This is a genomic window from Bradyrhizobium sp. USDA3516 (assembly GCF_057651995.1).
In genome coordinates, this window is record NZ_JBYGYN010000010.1 from 207,852 (window position 1) to 230,168 (window position 22,317).

A 22,317-nucleotide genomic window follows, 5' to 3' on the forward strand; every position below is an offset into this window, starting at 1 on the left:
CCGAGTGTCTGACCTAAATGCGGCTCAGCTGAGCAAAAGGCTCTGTTTGCAGCTACTTTCGTCCGACGTCCAGCCATGGTGATGATACGAAGTGTGTGGCAAGCCGACTTTCAACGGCGTTTGGTCGGGTTAACTGTGACGCCTCAGCCGGCCTCGATGTAACCGTCCACACTAAGCACACCTATCAAGCAGCCGGCATGCACTTGCATTTCCAGGGGGCCAAATACGGCTCAATCAGCTTGGCCAGGCGCGTCAAGACTAAGCGAGAATGGACATGGCTGACTTGCTGTCCACCGTGATTCTCTGCAGTTTGCTCGCACCTACCTTTAAAAAGGCCGCTGCCTAGCGCCAACTTGCACATCTTACACTATCGCGTGATTTGTTCGGGTACGCTCAGCGCGCCAAGTCGCTTGTCCGAACTGCCGCCTAAAGGTAATGCCGCTGTACTTGGGTGCGGATGCACCCAAGTGAACAACGCCCGTCAGGCTGCCATCGCGAAGCGTTCCTTCGAACTCGTAGTCTAAGCCCAAGGGATCTCCCGGCAATTGCGAAAGGAGCTTCAATTTCGATCCAATTATGTTGCCTCGGCAGCTACCCGAAACCTCGGCGCCAATGTGCGTGCCCGCAATATTCTGTCGATCCTGTAGTAGCGTGAACGCATGGACAGCGCTGCCGTGAAGAAAGTCGATAAAGACCTGCCATGCTCCCGCTAGCTCCTCGAAAGCACCCTCTGGCGGCGCCGCTGGCGCTAACGGCGGTTCTGCAATGGCATGAACGATTGAACGGCCAACGATCTCGGCTTCAACTTTGGTCAGATTGGTCGGATCGACTACGATCCGTTGGGGGCCTTGCCAACAGTCGTGCAACACAATGCGCGGCCGAGCGCTGGCCAGCTTTTTGGCGATCAGGTTGGCGTTCACTGAGAACGTCCTAACGTCCCAAGAAACTGCTAGTCGTGGATTGCAGAACGCAGAGTCCGGTTCCATTTCTTGGACATAAAGGCCAGGCACGCTCAAAAATTGCCGCTTCATGATCGAAATACACTCGCGCCATCTCTCCATCGCACGAGCAGCCCCTCCCTTTACCCATTGCTCCAACGCGACGTAAGCGCCAATGATCTCGTCTTTACCAACCTTCATTGACCGACCAAACGACTGGCCGGGAGGCCCATTTAGATACGCCGCTCTGCACAATCTTTCCGAGCCGATTAGGAAGCCGGTGGATTGCGGTCCGCTGATGTACTTCCCGCCTGAATGAATCAGCAGATCGGCACCGTTTTGAAGCCAAACGTTCGGAAATTTGGGCGCCTGTCCGGCCGCGTCTACGATCAGTGGAATTCCCAGTTTTTTGGAGCGCAGAGCGATTTGTTCGAACGATAACGCCGACTTCGCAATATCCGAGGCAACAACGCATATTGCTGCGATCTTCTCAATTTGAAGCTGTTCGAGGTCTGAGGCACGGCCGATCGGAAGCACCATGCAACCGACTGCTCGAATTGCGTGTTCGTAAGCCATTCGCTGATCAGCAGCGACAACCACCATCTTCTCGCCTCGTAACGGGAGCTTCAGCATCTTTTCTGGGTTATTACCAGCTACGCAAGCAGCGACCGCCTGGGTGACTGCTGCGGCACTTCCAGCGGTCACGAGCCCCCATTCGGCGCCGGTGAGCGCAGCCAATTTCCGTCCGATCGCTTCCGCTAGTTCATCCAGAACGACAAAGCCCTGCCCCGACGCTTCCATTGCGGCGACTACAGGTCGGGTTGGATTGCATCCGCCGTAGGAAGTACGCACGCCGGTGCAGTTAATGATCGGCTCAATGCCAAGTTCGCGGAACACTTGACCTGCGACGGGGCTGACATGCGGCGCACCATCGCATTCAATATCCAAGCTCATGCAAGCACCTCCTGTAAGGCTTGAGGGAAAAGCCGATGCGGATTGCATTGTTGACGTCAGGGAACCAAGACACCGCACAAACTCTCGAGCCTGCTAGGCTAGCACTCGCCGTCGATAAAAAGCGGCTGGAGCCAGCCTTCAAAATCTTCTTCCCGAAGTCGACTGGCCCATAGCGTCGAGGTCGCGAGCTATGCCATCCCTGGCATCCAATAGCATGCAATTTGAAGCATGCGATTTGACCGAGGCCCGTCATGCCGCTTTCCCTCGTCCGTTGACCCAAGAGGGTAACCGAACATCATTCCAGCCGGCAACGCCTGCCGAACCGCGAGGAAAGCATCAAAACTCGTGCCACTTCGCTGATTGAGCCAAGCCCTCGTTATTGGGTTTCCGTCGGTTCGGCTCTGCGAACACGTTGCAACACCTAGGTCACGAACCCAACAAACCCGACAAAGGTTGGTCTCGTTCTTTTACCGTTACCCGCTTTTGCCATTCTGATGATTTGAGCGTGAGTGCCTCATGTTGAGGCGTATCCGGCGTCGACGAGGTAGTTGGCGCATCCCGGGAGGCGTGAAACAGTCCAGCAAGACACCCGCGCGCGTCTACGCCGCGTTTACGGTTCGACGGCCTTTCGGAGCCGGGTCTTGAGCTTGGCGGAGATTTGCTCGATTGGAATGAGCTCGGGCTGTGGGGCGACAGGAAGAACAGCTTTGCGCCTTCCGGTCGGATGGCGCGCCGCGCGATCTTTCCTTTGTGGCTGCCGAGATTCTTGACGACGACAGTGTCGCCGAGCAGGAGGGGATGGCACCAACACCTATTCGACATAGGCGAGGACGCTTCGCCCTTGATCGGCCCGTCGATCACACCGGGAGCGCTGATGCGACCCCACGTTCGCGCTCTCTCTGGAGTGCTCATAGGCAACGGTGTCGTACCAATTGGGGGAACGACAGCCATAGGTCGCGCCAGCGTGCCCCCGGAAATCGCGATCACCTTTCCGCCAAAGGTATCCACTTCGGCGGCCGGAAAGCTTGCCGGCAGAATTGTCGCCATCGCGGATCACTTCCTGATCAAAGCGGGCTCCCTGACAGAAGTCCATTATTGATGCAGGTCGCTCTCGGTCTATACGAGCCGCAAGGAATGCTCTAACGAGGCCGTGGAGACACGCAGTCGCTTATAGATGCGTCCAACACGCGTGTTGAGCTCGGTTGAGCAGGGTCACAGAGTCCGCTGTCGGTGCTTCAGACGCGTTGAGGAAAACATGATCCAGCCGGTACCGACGGCAACGCCGTTCGTCGGACTGCTGGTTGAAGCAGCCCTCGACCATTTGATCTCTCGAACTCAAGAGACGCAGAAACGACTGAGGCTCGGCCGACCGGCCGGAAGGCTGAAGCGCCCGCGACAACACTATGGAGTAGTATCAACGCTGGTCGGAGCCGGGATCAGCAATTAGCGGCGCACCCCCGACCGAGATTGGGCCTTCTGACTTAGAGGGCTGGACCATTCTCTTCACCGGCCTCGATACAGGACGCGCTGCTGGTGGAGAAGGAGCCTCGGGCACAGATGTAGGGACCGGTGAATTCTGCAAAGACTCGATCTTGGCCGTCAATGCCTCGATCTGGTCGGCCATCCGCTTCAAATCGGCTTGCTGCGCACCCATGTTACGATTGAGCTCTGCAATTCCATCACTTGCCTTCTCAATTTCATCACTTGCCTTCTGTTGTCCCAATCGGATCTCCCAGAGAGCTTCCTTTTCTTCGTGTGACAAGCCTGTCATCTGAGCAGCTTCACGCGCCGATGACGTCCCGGAAAGCGTCTCGGCGCTAGTCCAATAATAGGCACCCCCAGCGCACAGGCCAATGGAGACGGCCAAAAGCACGAGGATCCAAGAAAAGCGCCTTGAAGGCCTATGCAAGTCGGGCGGCAAATCCGAGGCGTTCGCTTGATCAATCACATCCATGTCCACTTCCTATTGGCTTTTCTCGTTGACGCCATACCGGCCAACCGTCAAGTGGTACTGTCGGCGACAGCACCTCTTTGCCCAATATTGCCAGTGCTCAAGCTCAGTTCACGACGTGCTCCGCGAGCCAGCGCTACCTTGCTGCTGTTACGGCCACTTCCTTGCCGTTGAAACTCCAAGAATTGGCGGGGTTGAGTGAGCACTGACGCACCAGATGACGGATGATTTTCCTCGGACCTCCCACGATCTCTCCCCGAGGAGTGCTCCATTGTAAACGCAGACCTTCTTATGGCTTTGCCGATCCAGCGGCGAAAACGGATGGATACGGGGGCTTAAGCACCCAGCGAGGACTGATGCGAGGTCGTCGAAGTCAGCCGGTTGCTTGCGAGACGCCGGGAGGCCTTCAAACTTGCTTTCCAGCAAATCGATGCGCAATTGGCGAAGATCGCGAGAACCGATGTCGCTCTCGTCCTCTGGTTCTCGCACCGCGCCGACCATTTCGGCGACCGGGAGCGCTCGCCTCACATCAAAGTAGCCGAGCATCGGCTTACCGCGCGGACGCCGCGACCACTCTTCGGGAGATTCAGGCCGTAGGGCGCCGGGATCCGGCGTGACTTCGGGTATATGCGCCGCATTCCACTACCGAATGCAAGATAAAGGCAGCGAACGTCACCTCAAGTTGTACCAAATTACACGATCTATGTTGCTGCCCTTACGCGACTTACTTCTTTCGAGGTTTGAATATGAAGAGACTTCTAGGACTTTTGCTGCTTGCCCAATGCTTCGGGGTATCGAGCGAGGCCACCGCGCAGGGTCTTCCCGCTCCTTCATCCTGGAAGAATGAACGGGGTTCAGAACTGTTCGTTTTCTCCGCCACCAGCGGGGCAATACAAGGAACTTTCACAAACCACGCTCCCGGTTTTGCGTGCCAAGGCATCCCCTATCCCGCATCCGGAGCCGTTAGTCCCAGGGGGTTGTATTTTGTTGTTACTTTTGCCCAGTGTAATTCCTTTACCCGCTGGGTTGGCAAACTTAATGGCTCCAAAATGCCAACGTCATGGACGCTGTTTTACGTTGACCAGAACGGCAAGCCCAGCAAGTTGAAGGGCGCGGATACATTCACGCGCGTATGGTAGTCTCACTGTTCTTGCAACGTCGCGACCTTCGATTGGCGCTCCCGCGAATTTGGCTGGTCGCTGGGAGACGTTGAGGCTTGCCTTTCGTAAAGCTCTGGGCTGTCCAGCGTCACTCAGCTTGGATGCCTGGCAGCCCAATATTCCGGCGTAGCCGATGAATAGCATCAAAAGGCCCCTTCCCGCATTCGAAACGGCAGTTTAAGCTTGCGCCCACACTGTGCGACGTTCCGCGCGTTAGCATTACTCTTCATGTTCTTGTTTTGAAACGGAGCGCGGGGCTCAGCAGGGGTGCCGCTAATATATACGGCGTTCGTGTTGCGGCGTTTGGTTGACGGATGTGAGTTTTCAGCTCTCGATACTTAAGATTCTCGCCGGCCAACCGGAGGGCCGCGCCAGTCTCGCCGTCCTGAAGAATTACCTGACAGTGTTCTACACCAGCGGCCCGGAGTGGACGGCTCGCATGAAGCGACTGGCCGAGCGGGCACCAGGTCTCAATATATTCGGGCAGAAATTGGTTGAGCGAGACTCCGGGCACTGGATCATAACAGAAGGGGGACGCGCCTTTCTTGCTTCACTGGAACCTGCGGCGGTGACGATCACTCAGGAGCGAGCGCTCGAAGACACGATTGAGACGCCTCTCGCAAGTAACTCCCGCGTCTCCTCTAACGTCGGGACGCCACAATGCCAGTCGAAGACATCGCCGCCGCAATCGGCCGTCCGGGCGCGAATGCCAGTCGCCATAGCCTGCAAAGCGGAGTGCGATTGTCACGTGCACCCACCAGGTAAATGGATCGTTGCGCAAACAACGGCCAGATCGCGGTCATTTAACTGGTGATACTGACGTGGCTGATGCATGGTAAAGTGGTTTTAACGCGAAGGGCTACGCTATCATCAAGCCTGATGATGGTAGAGTCGACCTGTTCGTGCACACCAGGGCGGTTGAGAAGGCCGGCTACGCCGCTCGTGCGGAGGGGACCCGGATCGGCTTCGAGCTCAGGACAACCAGATGCCCGCAGAAGAGTCTGCGCATTGGATGATTTTAGCACTTCAGCTGCGGCGGGGAACTCTCGCTGCATCCCCTGAGCTCGGCCCGCGTGAAGTCCATCTCAAGCATGCCACGTTCCGCGCGCCTTACAGACCATGCCTTCGGCGCGCGACCAAAAACACCAGATAGCATATTTGAGCTGAGTTTTCAGGTTTCGCCGATCGTGCATCTTGTTCGAAGAGACGATGAGAGACGCCGCGCCCGTGCGAGGCTGGCTAGTACTCGGGCTCGAAGCGCGCAATTCTGCGCGGTCCATCCCAGAGCTCTACAGGATCGTCCTCGAGCAGGTCCTCAGCACGTGCCTTGGCCTCGTCCTCGGTGGCACACACTAAACCAATCGTCAGAATGATTTCGCCCTCGACTGTGAGGACTACCGCCCGAAATGTTTTCATCGACCGGAGTTACACCTGTTCCTCGTCTCTTCCTATCCTTTTGTGTTCAGAGCCTGTGATTTTGCAAACAAGCGCGATGGGGCTACGAACAGCGCCTCGATTCGGCACGGCTACCGCAGGCGTATGTTAGCAAGGTATCGCATGCAAATCATCAGACTGCCGCCATCGCTGATTACCTTTGGCCTGACTATTGAAGCAGTTTCACGTGCAGTGGCGCAATTGCGTAGTGCCGGCGTGCTCGATTTCATCGGCAATACTCAACGCGAGATCATGATTGTAGATCGGCAGCAGCTCGCGAGTTTTGGCCTGCAAAACTAGATCGTGGTGCGGGCGTGCAAGGCTAGCGAGCGGCGATGAAGGCCGGCACAGCGACCGCGGTGTTTTTGTCAGGTTCGATACCGGACGGATGGGATATCGGATCGGCATGGCATGGTGAGGCGGTGCCGGCGCTTGTGCCCGAGGACGACGAGAAGCTCACCGGGTCAGTCAGCCTGTTCGCGTGCCTCTATCAGCCCTTTCTTTGGCGTTGCCAGAATGCCTGCCACCATATAAAGGAGCCCGCGCACCGTTCGGGCCGTCTTTCAGCGGTCGCCCGCGGCGGGGCCCGTAGCTCAATGGTAAGAGCCGGCCGCTCATAACGGTCTGGTTGCAGGTTCGAGTCCTGCCGGGCCCACCAATGAGATTAAATATGAGGCCACTTTTAGAACGACTCGATTTGGGCTTTTAGAGCGACTCGATTTCGTTTTAAGAACGACTCGATTTTAGATGTGACTGAAACACCTCGCGAATTTCCGCCAGATTTTTCCGCCGATTTTTGACCGCAGAAAAACCGAGGGGGGTCTTTCGCGGCAGGGCCAGCTAAGGCGCGCCCTAGGTAGGCAGGTGGAGAGCGGCCGTGGCGGTTGGACAGATTGTCAGTAGCGACGTCGAGCCTGAGCGCCGGCGAGCGCGGGGCGCGTTGCTCCGCATCCGGCTTCTCTCGAGCCTTGGCCTCTACCCACAGGGCACAATAAGAAGCGCCAAAGGCATCTATCACCTGGATGATGAATTGGCGTTTATTGCGGTTCGGACCGACGAACAGCGAGCTCACGCATATTGGTCAGACCTCACGCTATTCGCATTCGAAGAAATACGATTTCTCTCTGCGCTTCTTCTATCCATGAGACCTGATTACGGCGTCCTACGTCTCTACCCCGGCGGTGCACATCTGACCGAAGTGGTCTCAAATGAAGCAGACCTGCACCAGCTCGCGTTGAATCTCGCGAGGGACCTCCGCCCAGCCGGAGCAGTCCCTCTCACAGGAGGTAGGACTTACTCGGTGTCGGAACAGAGGATCGACATTAAACTGTATAAAAAGCTCGTCGCCTCCATTTCCATTCGCGATCATCTCATGATGCGGGGGCTATCCGCGGTTTTGAAGGCCGACATGTTGCAGGTCCATCCCGAGTTCGCAGAAGAGGCAAATACTATTCTCTACATCGCAATGGAGGCGGCGTTTCAGCTTACGTTGAGACACCTCAAGGACTCGGGCACGGCTGACGCTACGGCTCTTGACGCTGGAGACTTCCTGTATTTGACATTCCCGAACCACTTACCTGGGAGAAAGTTTTTCGAAGATTACTATGAAGATCGCATCAAGACGTTTCATCCGCACAGCAGACTCGGCACGTTTGCTTTCCCGCCGCTGCTGGCATCGCATTCGTACGGGCTTCGTGCAGGTCTGATAGCCATGTTTCAATTTTTAATAACGAAGGATCGTTCGTACACGCTCTGGGGCTGATCGCCCCTGCCTGAGCGATGTGCGAGCCAGATCCGAGCTGCCGGCGGCGCGCCGCACTGTCTCGTCCGGACCGCTCACAACTCCTTTGCTCTGGGGACCGGCGAAAATGTAGTCGTATTTTCGTTCAGCCACCCCTGCGGTTCATGCACCAGACGCCTGCCTATTGGTGCTCCGTGACACCGCTTGTACTTGATACTCGAACCGCAAGGGCACAGCGAATTGGGCCCAACCTTCTGCGGCACTTTGCTGCTCAAAGCGATCTCGTTCGATAAAGCGAACAGGAACAGGTCATTATCGATGATTTCTTCAGGAACGGGCGGAAAACCAGCCTCGACCGCAACATTTGCGCCGACGAGTTCGCAGTAGTCCGCATCGTAGCGGACCAACGCATCTTCGGCGGGGTAAAATTGGATCATGAACTGAGCATGGCCAATCTGATAGACGCACTTGTACGCGCTCTGATAGTGGCGGATATCCGGCCGCGCATGCTCGGGCGCTGCAATGACCCACGAGCTTGAGACTGAAAAGAACATCCGCCAATGCGCCGACTGCCGGTGGAAGACCGCCACGCCCCGAGGGAGTTGCGCTTGCCGCCCAATTACATGCCGCCCATGGCGCAGCGGCACCTTCCCAACCGGCGGGTCCAAGAACGAGGTAAGAGCGAAGGCAGTCTTGAGCCCCCAGAGCGCGAACGCAGTTGATTTGCTGCTGGGAATACTCGCGGACTCACCCGGGATCAGGCCCTTCAGTGCTGGCGCGACTTCGCCCTCCAGCGCGTTCAGGCGTTCGTTGTTGCAGACGTTGCAAACACTTCCCAAAAGAAAGCTATCGAAGGAGTGGCTGCGAAACCTTGTCTGCTCAGTGAGCTGCAGGGTGGTGGTCGCTCCCGCCTCCGACTCGAAGCGGGAATAACTGATCTCGTCCTTCTGAATTCCAAATTCGCGCAGCACCCACGAAGCGAAGATGTGCTCGCGGGCTCGCGGCCGAGCTCCGTCTCTCGCCCCGATGGCGTGGTTGCAGAAGATGCATTTCTTCATGCCGACGGACGCCCTGCCATGGGAACATCATTCTCGCCTGGCCAAATTTCAATAAGCTCTAATCGCATAACAATCCGTCACCTACCCGACTGCTCGGGGCTCGATCAGCCTCGCACGTTTCATAGTGAGCAGGCGGTGAGCAATCAACTCGTCGGCTATTAACCGTAGAAACAGTGGTCCCGGCTGTTCAATATGAAGGGATCTATTCGAGCTCAATGAGCCTGAAGGTCCGCCGACGGCCTTATTGGTCTGGTACCTGCGCATGAGGGTCGTCAGCCTTGACTGATGTTTGCAGTTGGGCTGGATCAACGTTCTTACGTTTCGCCCATTCAACGAGATTGGCAGGGCGGTACTTTGGGTCGAGCCGCCATCGCGCGAAGACGCTCGCGTCGATCGTTTCGTTGACATTGATGTGGCTTCCGTCATCGCGGACCTCCGGTTCTCGGCCGATGATGCGAAAGAGAGGGCGAGAAACAATATGATATAACCCGAAACCGAATGATCCGTAGGAGTCGGCGATCGGCGCGGTCACGACATCTCCATCCAGCTCGACCTCCGAGCGGAATGAAAGTCTTTGGGATTCTGCCTTCTTCATCATCCAGCGCAGAGGCGCCTGAGCCAGCAGATCTGTCTCGTAGCCGCCACCGACGTTGGCATGAGCACCTACGAACCAGCGCTGTTCGACACCCGAAAGCGGCCGCGGCTGGGCAATGACCGCCCGGGGATCCTTTGGATGGCGGACGTCCCAGAGCGTTGGCGCGAAGTCATTGCGGTGTTCATCGATTGCGAGCGCGTGATAGCCGTTGAGGATATGGATGCGCAATCCCGTCTGTAGGTAATCAAACGAAGAACGGCTGATGCCCGGAATGTCGCCGGCCGCCAACCCAACGGATCCGACCGTGTCCCATACGCCGATTACCTTTACGTTCGTGGGCCGCGAGTATTTGAGTAGCCACCTCTCCTGCTCCGTCAGCTTGCCGATACCTCCTGAAGCTTCCATGTCCTTCAGCTTCCAAATGGTCTCCTCGTCTCCCTTCTTGTAGCGCTTGAACAGTTCGGCAACACCAATCGGCGACCCTGCCTTCAGGATGCCGTCGATGGCGATCAGTCCGGCCAGAGATCTCGCCGTATAGGCGCCGCGGCTGAAGCCAAAGATGTAGATTTCGTCGCCATCGTTGTAGTTCTCGATGAGCCACTCGTAAGCCAAGCGAATGTTCTCATCCAGACCATGTCCGAAAACTCCGCCCAGAAATCCGTTGACCCCCACCGAGTAGTAGACAATCTGAGGTACGCCGTCAGCGCCTTTGGCCGCACACAAAGCTCGCATGCGCCAGACGTTCGTGTTGCTGTCGACGCTGTTCCAAGTTCCGTCCAGAAAAAGGGCGAGACGTTTCTTCTGCTGCTCGAAGCCCGCAAAGTTGGGTTGGTTCCCGCTTTTTTCCGACGGACGGCCGATGATCACCCCGATCGCGACGATCGTCACGATGCCCAGGAAGAGGGCAAGCCAATGCGCAAGCCGCTCAATTAACCGCAGAATCTTCATCTCGATACTCCCACCCCACGGTGCTTCTCAAAGAACTGAATGCCCAGCCAAAGCGATTGCGTTGTCGTTACCGCGGGCCTGCCTTGAGCGGGCATTCTCGCATCGAGCCACAACACGCCTGGTCGCGGAGACCACGCCAAAATTCCTCGACCTTTATGCGCCGCCGGTGCTCGAGCACGACCGGACAGCCAGAACCACTGCGGTGACACTCTCTTCGAAGAAGAACTCGCCGATGCCGATCGGTACGTCCGCAAATACAGGCGCTCCGTCCGTTACGCAGTAGTCCAGTCTTCTCGTTGACCTTCGCCAGACCCGACGCGATTCGGCCGGTGCCGAATACGACTGCTTCACGGTAGTCGGACCGCAGCCCAAGCTGTTCTGCAGCACGCTCGGCGGCGAGCTCTATTTCTCCAGCTTCGCCATGTGATAGCTGCGCCTCGCCAGGCCAGCATCCCGTTTCCGCAGCTGTTTCCTGACACAAGATGAACACATGGAGCTTTTCCCACCACGCTGGTGCGTTCTTCTCGGTAATGCCCTCTCCCGCACGCAGGCCGATGCAGAAGGAGCCGTCTGGGTTGATGTGACGCTCCGGGCAGCAGGCCGGCAGCGTGCGACCTACCGGCCGCTCAAATACCGAGACCCGCCCTGCATCCTCAACGACTCTCAGCTCAAACACCCTTGTGAGCGCACCGCTACTACGCCTAGCGACCGCGTCAACCCGCGCTTCAAACGCATGGACTGGGCGGAAATCCACCCATGTCGGACAGCATCTCGCGAGCACGGCAACGGACATGTTTTGCGCCCCTTAGCTCCGAAACGGCTTCTTCGGAGATGCATGCGGGCGCGCGGCCGGCTCATGCCGCAAAATCTGCACTGCGGGTGCTTGCGGGGTCCAGAGCAGATCGGAGGCCGAATCGAACGACATCAGCCGGCCCGACGAGAAGTGCTTGCGGACCGCGGGGTCCGCGATACCGGCAGCGACCGTACCGAGCCGGATGCCGCCGTGCTCGATGGCCTGCTGTGTCCGCTCCGCCTCGATCGTCGCCTTGCTCGCCGCGCAGCGAATGCTGTCTTCACCGCGCTGTCCCAAGCGCGTCATGGGCGTTTGGCCGTACTCGATGCCAACCGCCAGATCGATGGCGGCTTTTGATCCGATCGTTTCCAAGCAGAGGTCAAAGGACGACCGCATCGCAGTCGCGCACAAGACCGCCTGCCGCACGCTCTTCGTCGCATCGTCATCGCGCTCGCCTTCGGCCACGCAGCCGTGGATGCAGTCGCCGATGAAGCGCACGCGCTTGCCTTCGAAGTCTTCCTTCAGCACCGCGTTGAGCTCTTCGCGGATAACGTGCACAATCTTCACAGCCTCGCGGATCTCATCGGACCCGCCATGGATCGCCTGGTCGACGAAGCTGGTGAAACCGTCGATATCGGCGAAGATCGAAGCCATGCCCATGCGGATCGAGTTGGCCGGCGAGAGCTCGCTGAACTTGACCGTGGACAGCGGCAGCGTAGGGCGCTTGAAGCGGAAGTCCGGCTGGGAGGCATCGAGAGCGACTTCCGAAGCCGTCCGGTCGAGACTATCGAAACCGTATTTCTTCACTGCCCCTTGGACATATGCCTCGTCGAGCGTCATGATGCCGGCGGACTTGCGCACGGCCCCTGCCGCCACACGCTTCTGGGCTGTTTCAGTCAAGAAGATACCCTGCTCGGCACCGGCGGCCACCAGCTTTGCCGCGTGGTTCGCCGGCCGCCCCAGGAAGAGCGTGTCCTTCTCGTGCGCTCCGCGGCCAGTCGTCATGGCAAGGCACTTTCCATGATCGATACCGAAGCGAATGCGCGAGGGGAACCCGTGCGCCTGACCGACCCGGTGAGCGGCCTCCGTGAGCTTGCGGGCAAGCGCCACGGCCCGCTCGATTTGGGCGGCCGGATCGCCAACCGGCGATGCGATCACCGCATGCAGACGCGCGCCGTGGTAGTCGACACGATCGCCATCGTCTCCGTCGACGATCGAGTCCCACACCCGATAGTGCATGTGCAAGAAGCCCAGAAGCCGTCGGTGTGCCGCTTCGGTCTCGTGGCCACGATCGGCAACCAAATCGTCGAAATCCAAGAGCTGTCCATAGACATGGGCACCTTCGACCACGAAGGCCTCGCGGAGCGGCATTCGGCTCAAGAGCCCGCGCTTGGTCACGATGGCGCTGTCGAGCGTCACATGGCGATCGACTGCCGGCACTGTCTTAAGATGTTCGCGGATCCTCGATTTCGCGCGATCTTGACTCCAGGACATCACCTTCTCCTCAGATGGAATAGACGTCGAGTTCGACGCCGTGCTTCACTTCCACCTTCGTCGGGCCCCGGAAGGTGTCGGGGTCTGCGCCGGACCCGACCATCAGGTCGCGCAAGGTCGGGCTGATTCTGATTTCGCCGAGTTCGAGCGATTTGGCCTGTTCGTACCTGGCTGCCGTATTGACGGCCGCCCCGAGCAGCGTGACGGCGATCCTGTTTTCGGCTCCGAAGTCGCCGAACGCGACGTCGCCGGCGTGCAAGCCGATGCGCACGCCCAGCGGCAGGCCGTGCTTCTCGAAGTAAGCCCTACAGTCGGAGGCCACCTTGAGCACGCAGGCGAGCACGGCGGCCGGCTCGCACTTCTCACGGTCGCAGGAGTCGACGAACCAGTACGCCATCGCGCCGTCGCCCATCAGTTTGTCGATCTGGCCACCGGCGGCACGTACCGCGTTGATCTGGATGGTGGCGAGTTCGCTTAGATGGGTGGCGACCTCTCTCGAAGGCATGGAGGCCGACCAGACGCTGAAGCCGGCGATGTCGCTAAACAAGATGATCGCGCGTCGGTTCTGGATGGCAGGCCGCTCGCCGCGGGTCGCCATCTTGACGAGGCCGAGAGCATCCCCGTCCGAAAAACGGCGGAGCAGCAGTTCGTGCTGCGCAGCTAGACCGCGCAATTCAGAGCGCATGTCGGTGGCCTGCTCGAGCTTGTGGTTAATGACGCTCGCCAGCGTCAGGGTCCAGATGACCTTCTCCTGATCCTGCAGCCGCTCTTGGAAAGAGGCATCAATGCACAGCAACTTGACCGGTCCGACCGCCTTGACGTCGGCCGTCCGGCTGCCGTCCTTGCCGGATAGGACATGGACGAGCCCTTGCTCACCGAAGAGTTCGCCGGGGACGCGGAACACGACGATCTGGTCGTCGGCGCGTACCTCGACCTGACCGCTGACGACGAGCCAGCAACCCTGAACGCGCTCGCCGCGCCTGCAGATCAACTCGCCGGGAAGCACGTCATGCACTGTGCCGAGGCCCGTGCGCTCAAGTGCGTCCCGGATCACCCTCGGGTCGGGACAGAACCGCTGAAGAAAGACGTCGAGCTGGTTCTCGACATCGGCAGGAAACGGCATATCTCGTCTTCCACTTTCGCGAGCAAATGATGGTAAAATGCAACCATCTTCTTTTGCGTCATGTTAAGTATGTCTATTCCGAACATACAAAACTCTATGCCGCCGGTCAATGACGGTTTATGCTGCTACTCCGAACAAGACGCGAAGAGGACGCAGCGCGTGGCAGAAACCATCCGAGATCGTATTAAGACACTGAGGAAAAAGGCAAACTTGACTCTGGACCAAGCGGCGGAGCAGGCGGGATTGAGCAAGTCTTACTTATGGGAGCTCGAAAACCGGGATCTCCCCCGCCCATCTGCGGAGAAACTTGCCGGGCTGGCACGGGCATTCAACGTGACTGTCGACTACCTTCTTGGCGGCGATTCGGTCGAGAACCTGGGCTCGGCGGAAGACAAGGCCTTCTTCCGTGAGTACCAGTCCATGACGCCAGAGGCCAAGGCGCGGTTGAGACGGCTGGCTAAAGCTCTGGACGACTGACATGAATTTCGAGGGGTGGGGACTTCAGAGGTGGGCCAACCACTTCAACCAGATGCTGAATCTCGCAAACCCGCCTGATCGATACCGCTTCGACGTCGGCCGCCTCGCCATGGAGACGAGCGCCCAAATGTTTCCGGGCGATCCGATCACGAAGGTCGAAGAAGAGGACCTTGAAGGCTTCGCCGGTGCGCTGGTCCCAGCTGATTCCCGGACTAAGTGGGGCATCGTATATGGCGGCGGGCAATCGCCTGGGCGCCGCCGATTTACGACGGCACACGAATTTGGCCATTACCTCCTCCACCGCAAAAAGTATCCAAACGGCATTCACTCGAGCGAGGCCGACGTCGACGGCCGAACCAAGATCGAGGTTGAGCGGGAAGCGAATGAGTTCGCCGCGTGGCTCCTTATGCCGCTGGACGATTTCCGAAAGCAGATTTCGCCAAAGGACAAGCCGGATTTCGACACCATCGGCAACTGCGCCAACCGGTATGAGGTGTCGTTGGTCGCGGCGGTATTACGGTGGCTCAGGTACACCGAGAGACGGGCCGTGTTCGTGACCTCCGTCGATGGATACATGAAGTGGGCCTGGTCGAGTGACGTTGCTTTCAAGAGCGGGATCTTCTTCCGCACCAGCCGCGGCCCCGTCGAGCTTCCTGCCGGATCCGCCGTTGGACAGGAGCAATTCACGCCAGAAGTTCGCAGCGGCGTCGATCACGCCGCGGGCGTTTGGTTCAACGAGGCCGTTAGGGAGCATTCGTTCAGAAGCGAGCATTACGACACGGCATACACCCTCTTGCACCTGAGAGATGCCGAGCCGAAAGTCTGGAACGAAGGGAAGCCGCTCGAAGACACATACGAGCGATTCATGAGACGCTGATTGCGACCGACGGCCGCTGCGGATCCAACGCCTCCTGCTCGAGGTGGCGCACGTCCGACCCGAACGCCAACCACTCCGCCAGGTCGCCGATCAAGCTGTCGGATCTCGCAATCGAAGCCAGGCTGGGATCCGCCTCCGCTGGCGACCCCGCTTTCTCGGCGAGCTCCTTTGTCATGAGGTGCGGTCGTGGCCCCCTGGGCAGGCTCTCTTCCAGATACCTGAAGATGCGTACCCCGCCCGCATCCACGTCACCCCAGTGGAGGAACGGGACGTCGGCCGGCACGATCGCCAGGACCTTGGCCAGAAGTTCGATAATGCCCGCCGTAGGAAAGCCGCCGGTGTACACGACCAGGCTGCCATCCTCGATCTCGCGAACCTGTCGATTGAAGCTCGCGTAGTTCTCGATGGTCAGGATGGCCGTGGGCGGCTCCAAAATAGCCAATTGCGAGAGCATCTCGGGGTGGATCGAAGCGAACGGCTTTGCGCTACCGTCGACAAGGCGCCCCCTTGCCCCTTCCACGGCCACCGGCCCCTTCAGATGGACAGGGTGGCTGAAACGCTCCAACCCGATGTGAGCCCAGACCACGTCGGCTGCAGCACCGGGCTGTCCGATCCGCGCGCCGAGCACGGCGGCGAGCCGCGAGGCATGCCGATCGAAGGCCTTCGTATCGTTCGTCGCCTTTTGGGAAAATGTCCGCGCGTCCAGCCCGCGCGCTTCCTGCCGGGAGATGGACGCCAGCAACGTGAAGAACTCCTTGGCGGAGTAGGCCTGGCCGGCGGTCAGGCGGTAGGCCGCCTCGCCGCGCCCCCACCTCGCCGTCATCTCCAGCAGCAGGTCGGCAACCCAGGACTCTCCAGTGCCTGCGATCGGAAGTATCTCGTCCCTGACGCGTTGCGCGGTCGCCCGCGCAGTCGACCTACCAAGATGTCTAGCGAGAAGTTCCGGGTCACGAACGCGAACCCTTTCGATCAGATGCCCCCGGTCTCTCTTGCCCCGCTGCACCTCGACGGCACCGAACCGCTCCGCCGCCGCCATCTGTTCGTGAAAACGGCTCACCTGCTGCGCCGTCGAGAGGCTGTCGTAGTCCGGAGCCGCGGACGCAGGCCGGGAACGATCCGGATTGCGCTCGCTCCGCTCCAACAGCCGTTCGAGGAATTCGACCCCGGCATCCGTCGTCCGTACGTCGGTCATTCCGCGGCCTGGTCCTGTGGGACGGCGCCGGCCTTCTCGGCAGCAATCAACTCGGCTTTGAAGACGTCAAAGCCCTTGCGATACGGGTCGGCTGCGACGATCGCCTGGCGAGCCATCTCGGTCGGAAATTCGGTGTCGATCATGACCTGGTTGCCCAGCCGATTCACGTTGACGACCGTGTCGACGACCTCCATGAACACGTGCCGCTTTTCATCAGGGGTAGCCAGCATGACCTGCAGACCCAGGTCGCGCATGAATTCCGAGCACTGGCCGATTGCCTTGGTATCCAGGCGATTGAAGGCCTCGTCAAAGATGGCGAGCGACAGCCCGCTTTCGCCGGTGCGCCGGTTCTGGTACGTCGCGGCCAACGAGGCGCCGATCGCGATATAGAACGGCAACTGCCCTTCGCCGCCGGATCCCGTACCGGCGCGGCTCGTCAGCGACGAGCGGATCTTGCCCTCGGCATCCTGGATGAAGAGCTCGAAGTTGAAATACTTCCGCGGATCCTCGATCTCCTCGGTCCGCGCCTCCGGCTTCGACAGGATCTCCTCGATCTGACGCACGGCGCGCATCATCGGAGAGCTCGCATCCTCGCTACGGTCTCCGAAAAGCGGCAGATTGAACTCGGGCTTTCTGGATTCCTCCACAAGCTCGATCATGTCGACGTGGGTCGGGGCCTCGAGCGCCTTGAAGTAGTAGTAGTCGCGCCCGTGGAACTGGCGATCCTTCAGGTGGCGGTTGAGCTCGTTCAGGGTGGACTTGATGCCGGTGAAGGCATCGTCGAGCCGATGGAGAAGGTCGTCCCGGAACGCCGAGGTCATCTCCGTCTCAGCGTTCCGACACTGCTCCGCGTACTGGACCAATTCATGCCCATCCAAACGGTCCTTTTCGGCGGTCGCCCACTGCTCGACGGCCGACGGCGTCGCCTCCTCGGCGGTGAACGGTGGCACGAGATGGAAGTCCTGTCCGTGCTTGTTCACGGCGCCCGTCATTTCCCTCATCAGGGTGGAGCGCCGGTTGGTAGATCGGTTCTCCCGGTCCGCCGTCAACCCGGCGATGCGGTCCGACAAGGACTCAGTCGCCATTTCGGCCACCTTCGACCGGTAGTCGCTCATCTCCCTCGATTGCGGGAATCCGTCCAGCAGCTGGCGCGCGCGGGCGCGACGTGCCCCCGCCAGGACTTCACGATTGTTCTTCATGTAGTCTTCATATGCGCCCTCGGCCCGGTCTTTCGCGCTGTGGGCCCGGGTCGACGCATCCTGTGTCTCGGTCTTGAGCCGGTTTGCCGTCTTGACCTCGGCGGCGAGGCGCTCCAGATCGGCGACGAGCTTGGGATCGCGATTCCGCTTGGCGTCTTCGATGTTTTTCCCGATTTCCGCCAGCTTGCGATCGAAAGCAGCCAATTCCTCGCCGCATCCAAAGCAGGTCAGGCCAGAGCCGCGGATGGCCTGGAATTGCGCGAACATGGCTTCGAACAGCCGTGCCTCATCCTCCGCGCGTCGGACATCTCCCGCCGATCCAGCAAGTTGCTGGAGCAATTGCTGCCGTTCGGCCTGAAGCTGTTGGCGCATCTGCTCCTGCGTGGCGCGCCCGAGCTTGAGGTACTGAGGCTTCTGCAATCGCCGGACCGTCCGACCTCCCTGCACCATGAGATCCGGCGTGATGGCGTTCTCGGCGGCGGCCATCCTATCCATGGTCTCGACCATCATCAGCCGGCCAATCCGATAGTTGAGGAAAGCTCTGGCGTGAGGGTTGTCCGTACTGATGATCTGCGCGAGAGAGCCCTTTTCAGCCGGCCTGGTATTTTCGGTCTTGGTCGTGTTGATGACTTCCGCATCCCTGAAGGAATGCTCTCCACCTTGCCGGAATATCTCCAATGCACGCACCGCCCTCGTGGGCTCGACGATCAATGCTTCCCGGGACCGACCGAGAAAAGCCTCAGCCGCCATCCGCCATTTGTCGTCGCGAATCTCGACCAACTCGCACAGCGGTGTCGCCTCGATACCGTGCGAGTCCAGCTGCTTGATGAGGTCCCGAGTGCCGCCTTCGATCGGGCTCAACCCTTGATCCATCCGCTTGAGGTTGCTGTCGATCAGTTCGATGCGGTCCTGCAGAGCCTTCGTCGCCACTCGCGCGTGAAAATGCGCGTCTGAAAACGTCTTTCGAGCCGCCTCGAGCCGATCCTGGTCGACAGCCGCAAGAGCCGCATCCAGGTGGGACGCGCTATCCTTCCAGTTCTCCGGAAGCGGCTTGTCCCACTCGGAAAGTGGAGCCCTTCCCCTCGCAACGGCCACTGCACTCAGCAGAGCATGCAAGAAGTCGTCGCGGCGAACCAACAGATTTAGATCGACGGCCTTTCTGATCAAAGCGGTGAGACCGTCGATCTCCTTGACAGGCGCCATCGCGTTGGCGCGCTGGCTCAGGGTCGCAGTCTTGTCGGACTCGTACATCTGGGCAAGCTGCTCGCCGTCGCTGGTCCTGATCGAGAGTTCGACCGTCTTGTGTTCGGCATCAAGGGTGGCATGTCTCGCTGCGGCCGCTACCGCGTCGACCTCGGCTCTGCTCGCAGCACTCCGGAGCTGCGCGACGACCTCTTCCTGCCTCCGAGCCTCCCGCCGAAACCTCTCCCATTCGAGCCGCGCGATCTGCCAGCCCGTTACCGCAATGACCCTTTCGTTTTCGACCGCACGCGCCACGATCCGGAGGATCCCGGCCAAGCTGGCGCTCTGCGCCTTCAATTCTTCGATGCGGCTGGTCAACGTGCGCCAATGTTCGATACCGCGGCGAAGCCGATCAACCTGGAGAGGCTGGACGTCGAGCACGTAGTTCCGGACGAAGTCGGTAGGATTGTCCACCGGCTTCAGCAGCAGGGCATTCCGAAAAGCCTTCTGAAAGCGCCGGGGATCGAGAGGGAAGCCCGCCGGCGACAGCGCCCTGAGCGCTTCCGCCACGAAGTCGGTCGCACTCGAGAACGCGTCGTCGACCTCGAGGTTGCGAGCGCGCAGGGCGTTGCGGACTGCATGCCACTGCAGCGTCTCGACCTCGTCGTCGCCCACCGGAGCCAGGATGTCGTCCTTCGTCATCGCAGCTTTTGCGATGAAGCGCGCTTCGCAGGCCTCGTCGCTTCTCGTCGCCGAGGCCGAGAAGGCCACGCCCAGGCTCACGGCCGAGCCGTCGGCCAGGTCCTGGAAGACCAGGATGACGTAGGTGTAGGCATGCTGGCGCGTGGGCTCTGACCGCTCGCCCTTCTCGTCTAGCGAGACGACGCCGAGACAGTAGTCCCGCAGGGTCCGCTTGCTCCGGACGTTGCTTTGAGCGCTCGGATTGAACCGGATGCTGGCCATGCTCGCACCGGAGAGCACGGTCTGCACGGCGTCGATGATCGCCGACTTTCCCGCGCCGTTCGGTCCGATGATCGCGGTCATGCCGCGCATATCGACCTGCTGAGCCCGGAACAGATACCAGTCGACCAGGATGATGCGACGGAGTTCGATCACGCCCGCACCTCGCTAGCGGTGTCGGCCTTTGCCGCCGCCGCGGTGGCGCGCGACACGAACTCCTCTAGGGAGCCGAGCGTGTCCTTGGAGACCACGATCGGCAAGGCGGGCCGCAGGAACAGCGTGAAGTTCCTGTCGTCACGGTCCTCGATCCGGACGAGCCCGCGCTGCCTGAAGCCGGCCAGGATTTCCTTCACCCGTCCGAAGTTGGGCCGCTCCCGATGAGTGCGATCTTCGTAGATCTGCAGAATCTGCTCGCTCTCGACCTCCACCTCACCGAATTCCTTCGCCTCGAACCGCGTAAAGGCCTCCTCGTAATGGAGCCGCAGCACCAGCAGGAGCAGGCTTTCGTCCAGCTTCATGCTCTGACGAGGAGGCAGTTCATTGGCGACGAGGCCGACATATCCGTCGTTCGGCCTGCCCACGACCCGGTATCCGAGCGCATCGAACAGGTTCTCGAAGTACCCTGGGTAGCGGCGGATTACCTCGTAGGAGGTCTTCGCGCCCCAGTCGTTCTCATAGATGAACTGCGCACGCCAGAGCGACTGCGCAGCTTGGCGCAGTTCCTTCTGCAGCCGCTCGCCGTCACCGCCCTCGCCATCCTCGTCGTCGATGAGCTTGGAGAGATCACGCAACATCAGCCGAGGTCCTCGTTCTCTCGATTCGGAAGGCGGTCACGTCGATCCAGTCGTTCGCGCTACGTCCTTCCTCAAGCGTGATCGTGAATTCACCCAAGCGCACGGTGCGACCGACCGAGGCCAGGTTCGGGATAGCCCTGTAGGCAAAGAGGTCCGCAATGTTCCGGATCTCGATCTCGGCGGCTGACACGACATCGCGGTCCTGCATCTGCTGACGTGCGAACTCGAGCAGCTTCTGATCGGAAACCCGCACCATCCGATCGAAGTCGGTAGTGGCCTGAACATAGGCGCGCAGATAAGGATCCTGCTTCGGCACCTTGAAGCGCGTCCGCTCGGGCGGAGCCTTCGGCGGCGGCGGAGTGTACAGCGCAAGCGCCGTGATCGGCAGACCGACATCGGGCGACCTCAAGCGGATATCGACGTCGTCGCTGTCGATTTTCGAAAGCTGCTCGATCACCCGAACGATTCTCTCGGCGGAGCCCTCCCCCATGACGTCCATGTAGTGGACGGTGGTGCGGATGCGGCGTTCGAGGCGGTCCCTGAAGTCCTCGATCTTGTCCATGAAGGGACCGACGTCCTCGAACACGCTCTTGATCTTCTCGAGTTCCGCGATGACACGTTCCTCGGCCGTGGCAATCGTGGTGCCGGCGGGCATGACGCCCTGCTCGATGTAGGCGCGCGCGATTTTTCCCAGGCGCTCGGCGTCAGCGAGCATGTCTCCCGCGAGAGACGCGATCGTCCGACGATGGCGGTAGGGGTTATTAGACGTCTTCAGCTGCTTGTAGTCGGCGATCAGCAGCCCATCGACGAAGTCCTGGAAGAACGTGCGAAGGATGGCCGCCGCGTTGGGATTGCCCAGAATGCGGTCTTCGATCTCGCGCATACCGGCCAAGATGCGGCGCATGCTGCGGGCGAACCGCGCCGCCGTCTCGTGGGCGTTAGCGAGACCCTGAGCCATGGTCTCCGGCTCCCGGAACGCAGCCTCCAGGTTGTTCTTCACGTCCACAACCGCACCGGCGACACGCACGCGGCTGCTACCGAAATCGACCACCGCGCCCAGGACCATGAAGGCGTCGGGGTTCATGTCGACGTAGGTGCGCCACTTCTCGGTCTCTTCCGTCAGCCAGCCGGTGTCGCGCAATCGATAGTAGGCGAGGTAGTGGGCCTGGCTCGTCGTCTGATCTTCTTCCGGATCGCCCTCCGAAAGATCGCCCATCGAGCCGATGCCGAACTCCGACAGCCCGATCTCGATCTGTCTCACCACCTCTTCCTTGAGCGGCGTCTCAAGGATGCGAGCCGAATAGACCCTCTCGTAGAGGCGCATCAGCAGTCGCGCATAGACGTGCTTCTTCGGCCCCGACAGCGGCTTGAACAGAGTCTCCGGAAGGTAACCAAACAGCTTCATCCATCGGTCCCCAGGCGGCGAATTGAACCGCGGCGACTACGC

At 59.9% G+C, this 22,317-nt stretch carries 17 protein-coding genes, 1 tRNA gene and 1 pseudogene; 7 read left to right on the plus strand and 12 right to left on the minus strand.

Features of this window, described 5'->3' with window-relative positions:
• Positions 1-362 precede the first annotated feature (362 nt).
• The 3 genes from AC24YW_RS28385 to AC24YW_RS28395 all read right to left on the minus strand — a co-directional run bounded on the left by AC24YW_RS28385 (position 363) and on the right by AC24YW_RS28395 (position 3,846).
• Positions 363-1,892, minus strand: coding sequence for a hypothetical protein (locus tag AC24YW_RS28385; protein ID WP_487485802.1), 1,530 nt, complete (start codon positions 1,890-1,892; stop codon positions 363-365).
• Positions 1,893-2,318: 426 nt separating this feature from the next.
• Positions 2,319-2,939 carry a hypothetical protein gene (locus AC24YW_RS28390; RefSeq protein WP_487485803.1) on the minus strand — a complete coding sequence of 207 codons (621 nt, stop codon included), beginning with the start codon at positions 2,937-2,939 and terminating at the stop codon, positions 2,319-2,321.
• A gap of 367 nt (positions 2,940-3,306) precedes the next feature.
• Complete coding sequence (locus AC24YW_RS28395) at positions 3,307-3,846, minus strand: hypothetical protein (RefSeq protein ID WP_487485804.1); 540 nt, start codon at positions 3,844-3,846, stop codon at positions 3,307-3,309.
• A gap of 743 nt (positions 3,847-4,589) precedes the next feature.
• On the opposite strand from AC24YW_RS28395, the gene AC24YW_RS28400 reads away from it, so the two are divergent.
• From AC24YW_RS28400 to AC24YW_RS28420, 5 genes and pseudogenes are all read left to right on the plus strand, one after another.
• Positions 4,590-4,982 carry an avidin/streptavidin family protein gene (locus tag AC24YW_RS28400; RefSeq protein ID WP_487485805.1) on the plus strand — a complete coding sequence of 131 codons (393 nt, stop codon included), beginning with the start codon at positions 4,590-4,592 and terminating at the stop codon, positions 4,980-4,982.
• A gap of 878 nt (positions 4,983-5,860) precedes the next feature.
• A pseudogene (locus tag AC24YW_RS28405) lies at positions 5,861-6,019 on the plus strand (S1 domain-containing protein); the annotation flags it as partial.
• Positions 6,020-6,560: 541 nt separating this feature from the next.
• On the plus strand, positions 6,561-6,737 hold the full coding sequence (locus tag AC24YW_RS28410) for a helix-turn-helix domain-containing protein (RefSeq protein ID WP_487485806.1): 177 nt from the start codon (positions 6,561-6,563) through the stop codon (positions 6,735-6,737).
• A gap of 282 nt (positions 6,738-7,019) precedes the next feature.
• Positions 7,020-7,095, plus strand: a tRNA-Ile gene (locus AC24YW_RS28415).
• A 219-nt stretch (positions 7,096-7,314) separates the two neighbouring features.
• Positions 7,315-8,199 (plus strand): hypothetical protein, encoded by an 885-nt coding sequence (locus AC24YW_RS28420; protein WP_487485807.1) that lies wholly within the window; start codon positions 7,315-7,317, stop codon positions 8,197-8,199.
• Between the two features lie 74 nt (positions 8,200-8,273).
• Here the strand turns inward: AC24YW_RS28420 and AC24YW_RS28425 are convergent, their stop codons facing one another.
• From AC24YW_RS28425 to AC24YW_RS28445, 5 genes are all read right to left on the minus strand, one after another.
• Positions 8,274-9,236, minus strand: coding sequence for a YecA family protein (locus AC24YW_RS28425; protein WP_487485808.1), 963 nt, complete (start codon positions 9,234-9,236; stop codon positions 8,274-8,276).
• 241 nt (positions 9,237-9,477) lie between these two features.
• Positions 9,478-10,779 carry a T6SS phospholipase effector Tle1-like catalytic domain-containing protein gene (locus AC24YW_RS28430; RefSeq protein WP_487485809.1) on the minus strand — a complete coding sequence of 434 codons (1,302 nt, stop codon included), beginning with the start codon at positions 10,777-10,779 and terminating at the stop codon, positions 9,478-9,480.
• Between the two features lie 67 nt (positions 10,780-10,846).
• Entirely contained in the window at positions 10,847-11,572 is a 726-nt protein-coding gene (locus AC24YW_RS28435) for an E2 domain-containing protein (RefSeq protein WP_487485810.1), read from the minus strand.
• A 12-nt stretch (positions 11,573-11,584) separates the two neighbouring features.
• Complete coding sequence (locus tag AC24YW_RS28440; RefSeq protein WP_487485811.1) at positions 11,585-12,991, minus strand: adenylate/guanylate cyclase domain-containing protein; 1,407 nt, start codon at positions 12,989-12,991, stop codon at positions 11,585-11,587.
• A gap of 85 nt (positions 12,992-13,076) precedes the next feature.
• Positions 13,077-14,189: an adenylate/guanylate cyclase domain-containing protein gene (locus tag AC24YW_RS28445; RefSeq protein ID WP_487485812.1), complete on the minus strand. Its 1,113-nt coding sequence runs from the start codon at positions 14,187-14,189 to the stop codon at positions 13,077-13,079.
• 96 nt (positions 14,190-14,285) lie between these two features.
• Between AC24YW_RS28445 and AC24YW_RS28450 the strand changes: the two genes are divergently transcribed.
• Together AC24YW_RS28450 and AC24YW_RS28455 are read left to right on the plus strand one after the other, a co-directional pair.
• Positions 14,286-14,666, plus strand: coding sequence for a helix-turn-helix domain-containing protein (locus tag AC24YW_RS28450; RefSeq protein WP_487485938.1), 381 nt, complete (start codon positions 14,286-14,288; stop codon positions 14,664-14,666).
• Between the two features lies 1 nt (position 14,667).
• Positions 14,668-15,543: an ImmA/IrrE family metallo-endopeptidase gene (locus AC24YW_RS28455; RefSeq protein WP_487485813.1), complete on the plus strand. Its 876-nt coding sequence runs from the start codon at positions 14,668-14,670 to the stop codon at positions 15,541-15,543.
• On the opposite strand, the gene AC24YW_RS28460 is transcribed toward AC24YW_RS28455, so the two are convergent.
• Genes AC24YW_RS28460 through AC24YW_RS28475 form a run of 4 tightly spaced genes read right to left on the minus strand, consistent with a single transcriptional unit; the run spans position 15,530 to position 22,275 of the window.
• Positions 15,530-16,735: a Wadjet anti-phage system protein JetD domain-containing protein gene (locus AC24YW_RS28460; protein ID WP_487485814.1), complete on the minus strand. Its 1,206-nt coding sequence runs from the start codon at positions 16,733-16,735 to the stop codon at positions 15,530-15,532. The genes AC24YW_RS28455 and AC24YW_RS28460 overlap by 14 nt on opposite strands.
• A complete protein-coding gene (locus tag AC24YW_RS28465; protein WP_487485815.1) occupies positions 16,732-20,232 on the minus strand; it encodes an SbcC/MukB-like Walker B domain-containing protein in 3,501 nt (1,166 codons plus the stop codon). The genes AC24YW_RS28460 and AC24YW_RS28465 overlap by 4 nt, the downstream gene beginning before the upstream one ends.
• Entirely contained in the window at positions 20,229-20,870 is a 642-nt protein-coding gene (locus AC24YW_RS28470) for a DUF4194 domain-containing protein (protein ID WP_487485816.1), read from the minus strand. Before AC24YW_RS28470 ends, AC24YW_RS28465 begins: the two co-directional genes overlap by 4 nt.
• The gene (locus AC24YW_RS28475) at positions 20,860-22,275 is read right to left on the minus strand and encodes a Wadjet anti-phage system protein JetA family protein (RefSeq protein ID WP_487485817.1); all 1,416 of its coding nucleotides are present in this window, start codon (positions 22,273-22,275) and stop codon (positions 20,860-20,862) included. Before AC24YW_RS28475 ends, AC24YW_RS28470 begins: the two co-directional genes overlap by 11 nt.
• Positions 22,276-22,317 lie beyond the last annotated feature (42 nt).